This window comes from Arthrobacter sp. CMU6, from assembly GCF_059090205.1.
Genome location: NZ_JBNHFL010000065.1, coordinates 1 through 4,254 on the forward strand (window position 1 = coordinate 1; position 4,254 = coordinate 4,254).

Consider the following 4,254-nt stretch of genomic DNA (forward strand, 5'->3'; position numbering starts at 1 on the left):
CGGACTAACCGGTCCTCTTAACCTTCCAGCACCGGGCAGGAGTCAGTCCGTATACATCGTCTTGCGACTTCGCACGGACCTGTGTTTTTAGTAAACAGTCGCTTCCCCCTGGTCTCTGCGGCCCCGATCCCCTCCGGACAGCAAGTGTCCATCAAGGTTGGGGCCCCCCTTCTCCCGAAGTTACGGGGGCATTTTGCCGAGTTCCTTAACCATAATTCTCTCGATCGCCTTAGTATTCTCTACCTGATCACCTGTGTCGGTTTGGGGTACGGGCGGCTAAAACCTCGCGCCGATGCTTTTCTAGGCAGCATAGGATCACCGAATCCCCCCTTTACGGGAGTCCCGTCAGATCTCAGGCACATGAACAGCGGATTTGCCTACCGTTCGCCCTACATCCTTGGACCGGGACAACCATCGCCCGGCTCGGCTACCTTCCTGCGTCACACCTGTTAATACGCTTGCCTCCCAGGATCAGGTCCCGCGCTCCACCAAAAACCGCACACCACAAGGGTGATTGGTCAGGTCTCGGGCGGTTAGTATCCCCTGTTCAACATGGGCGGTTTTTCGCCGGTACGGGAATATCAACCCGTTGTCCATCGACTACGCCTGTCGGCCTCGCCTTAGGTCCCGACTTACCCAGGGCAGATTAGCTTGACCCTGGAACCCTTGATCATCCGGCGGACGGGTTTCTCACCCGTCTTTCGCTACTCATGCCTGCATTCTCACTCGTGTAGGCTCCACCGCTGGTTTACACCGCGACTTCACCGCCCACACGACGCTCCCCTACCCATCCACACTCCTGAACCACGAAGGCTTGGAAAATATGTGAATGCCACAACTTCGGCGGTGTACTTGAGCCCCGCTACATTGTCGGCGCGGAATCACTTGACCAGTGAGCTATTACGCACTCTTTTAAGGATGGCTGCTTCTAAGCCAACCTCCTGGTTGTCTTCGCAACTCCACATCCTTTCCCACTTAGCACACGCTTAGGGGCCTTAGTTGGTGGTCTGGGCTGTTTCCCTCTCGACTATGAAGCTTATCCCCCACAGTCTCACTGCTGCGCTCTCACTTACCGGCATTCGGAGTTTGGCTGACGTCAGTAACCTTGTAGGGCCCATTAGCCATCCAGTAGCTCTACCTCCGGTAAGAAACACGCAACGCTGCACCTAAATGCATTTCGGGGAGAACCAGCTATCACGAAGTTTGATTGGCCTTTCACCCCTACCCACAGCTCATCCCCTCCATTTTCAACTGAAGTGGGTTCGGTCCTCCACGACGTCTTACCGTCGCTTCAACCTGGCCATGGGTAGATCACTTCGCTTCGGGTCTAGATCACGCCACTGCAACGCCCTGTTCAGACTCGCTTTCGCTACGGCTTCCCCACACGGGTTAACCTCGCGACGTAACACTAACTCGCAGGCTCATTCTTCAAAAGGCACGCCGTCACAGCTACAAGGCTGCTCCGACGGATTGTAAGCACACGGTTTCAGGTACTGTTTCACTCCCCTCCCGGGGTACTTTTCACCTTTCCCTCACGGTACTGGTCCGCTATCGGTCATTAGGGAGTATTTAGGCTTATCAGGTGGTCCTGACAGATTCACACGGGATTTCTCGGGCCCCGTGCTACTTGGGATACTCATCAAAGGCGGTGCACAGCATTACAGTTACGGGGCTCACACCCTCTACGGCCGGCCTTTCAAGACCGTTCACCTATACCAGCACTCACACCTCCCCGGTCCGGCAGAACCAGGACAACAAGTCCCACAACCCCGCCCATGCAACGCCCGCCGGCTATCACACATGAGTCGGTTTAGCCTGATCCGCGTTCGCTCGCCACTACTAACGGAATCACTGTTGTTTTCTCTTCCTGCGGGTACTGAGATGTTTCACTTCCCCGCGTTCCCTCCACGCACCCTATGTGTTCAGATGCGGGTCACCAGATCACTCGCGCGTCTGGCGGGGTTTCCCCATTCGGACACCCTGGGATCACAGTCCGGTTATCGACTCCCCCAGGCTTATCGCAGATTCCTACGTCCTTCTTCGGCTCCTAATGCCAAGGCATCCACCGTGTGCTCTTAAAAACTTGACCACAAAAGATCAAGGAGTAATTTCGAGAGAACCACAGAAACCACCACCACCACCCAAAAGGCAGCAGCGACAGATCCAGGTTCATATTCTTGGAAATTGCTTCTTATAAAAGATGCTCGCGTCCACTATGTAGTTCTCAAACAACAACCCCGTACCACACACCCCACACACCAGCCGCCCCAAAGGAACAGCCACCACGCGCGATCGGTGCAGCCAGGAAACCAGAAACAAACAAAACCCGGAAAAACCCACGGCCAAAAACCGCAGCATCCCCGGCCCTGTTGCCTCAGGACCCAACAGTGTGCCAAACACTAAACCACACAACCCCCGCCCCCGCCGTTCCAGGACAGGCACCCCAAAGGGGCACACCATCCGTACTGAACCAGGACAAAAACCATGCAGCCGCTATTTGCTGATATTCCACCCATGAGCACCCGCCGCAGAACAATCGCCTGCGCAACGGGCTGTACTCCTGACAACCAGCCATCCACGGACATCCGTCCCGGCCACCGGTTGTAGGTGCTCCTTAGAAAGGAGGTGATCCAGCCGCACCTTCCGGTACGGCTACCTTGTTACGACTTAGTCCCAATCGCCAGTCCCACCTTCGACGGCTCCCTCCCACAAGGGGTTAGGCCACCGGCTTCGGGTGTTACCAACTTTCGTGACTTGACGGGCGGTGTGTACAAGGCCCGGGAACGTATTCACCGCAGCGTTGCTGATCTGCGATTACTAGCGACTCCGACTTCATGGGGTCGAGTTGCAGACCCCAATCCGAACTGAGACCGGCTTTTTGGGATTAGCTCCACCTCACAGTATCGCAACCCTTTGTACCGGCCATTGTAGCATGCGTGAAGCCCAAGACATAAGGGGCATGATGATTTGACGTCGTCCCCACCTTCCTCCGAGTTGACCCCGGCAGTCTCCCATGAGTCCCCACCACTACGTGCTGGCAACATGGAACGAGGGTTGCGCTCGTTGCGGGACTTAACCCAACATCTCACGACACGAGCTGACGACAACCATGCACCACCTGTGAACCGGCCCCAAAAGGAGAAACCACATTTCTGCGGCGGTCCGGTCCATGTCAAGCCTTGGTAAGGTTCTTCGCGTTGCATCGAATTAATCCGCATGCTCCGCCGCTTGTGCGGGCCCCCGTCAATTCCTTTGAGTTTTAGCCTTGCGGCCGTACTCCCCAGGCGGGGCACTTAATGCGTTAGCTACGGCGCGGAAAACGTGGAATGTCCCCCACACCTAGTGCCCAACGTTTACGGCATGGACTACCAGGGTATCTAATCCTGTTCGCTCCCCATGCTTTCGCTCCTCAGCGTCAGTTAATGCCCAGAGACCTGCCTTCGCCATCGGTGTTCCTCCTGATATCTGCGCATTTCACCGCTACACCAGGAATTCCAGTCTCCCCTACATCACTCTAGTCTGCCCGTACCCACCGCAGATCCGGAGTTGAGCCCCGGACTTTCACGGCAGACGCGACAAACCGCCTACGAGCTCTTTACGCCCAATAATTCCGGATAACGCTTGCGCCCTACGTATTACCGCGGCTGCTGGCACGTAGTTAGCCGGCGCTTCTTCTGCAGGTACCGTCACTTTCGCTTCTTCCCTACTGAAAGAGGTTTACAACCCGAAGGCCGTCATCCCTCACGCGGCGTCGCTGCATCAGGCTTTCGCCCATTGTGCAATATTCCCCACTGCTGCCTCCCGTAGGAGTCTGGGCCGTGTCTCAGTCCCAGTGTGGCCGGTCACCCTCTCAGGCCGGCTACCCGTCGTCGCCTTGGTGAGCCATTACCTCACCAACAAGCTGATAGGCCGCGAGTCCATCCAAAACCACAAAAGCTTTCCACCCCCCACCATGCGATGAGGAGTCATATCCGGTATTAGACCCAGTTTCCCAGGCTTATCCCAGAGTCAAGGGCAGGTTACTCACGTGTTACTCACCCGTTCGCCACTAATCCCCGGTGCAAGCACCGGATCATCGTTCGACTTGCATGTGTTAAGCACGCCGCCAGCGTTCATCCTGAGCCAGGATCAAACTCTCCGTTGAAGTAAAACAGACACAACCAACACCCCCGGAAATAACAGGAACGAAGGCTGCACAAAATTTGAAACCAGCTAAAAACACCAGGCCGCACCACGGGGGTGGGCAGCCCGGCA

2 rRNA genes are annotated in these 4,254 nt (G+C 56.2%); both read right to left on the minus strand.

Features of this window, described 5'->3' with window-relative positions:
- Positions 1 to 2,089, minus strand: a 23S ribosomal RNA gene (locus tag AC5RWD_RS22980); the annotation flags it as partial.
- Between the two features lie 529 nt (positions 2,090 to 2,618).
- A 16S ribosomal RNA gene (locus AC5RWD_RS22985) occupies positions 2,619 to 4,144 on the minus strand.
- Positions 4,145 to 4,254 lie beyond the last annotated feature (110 nt).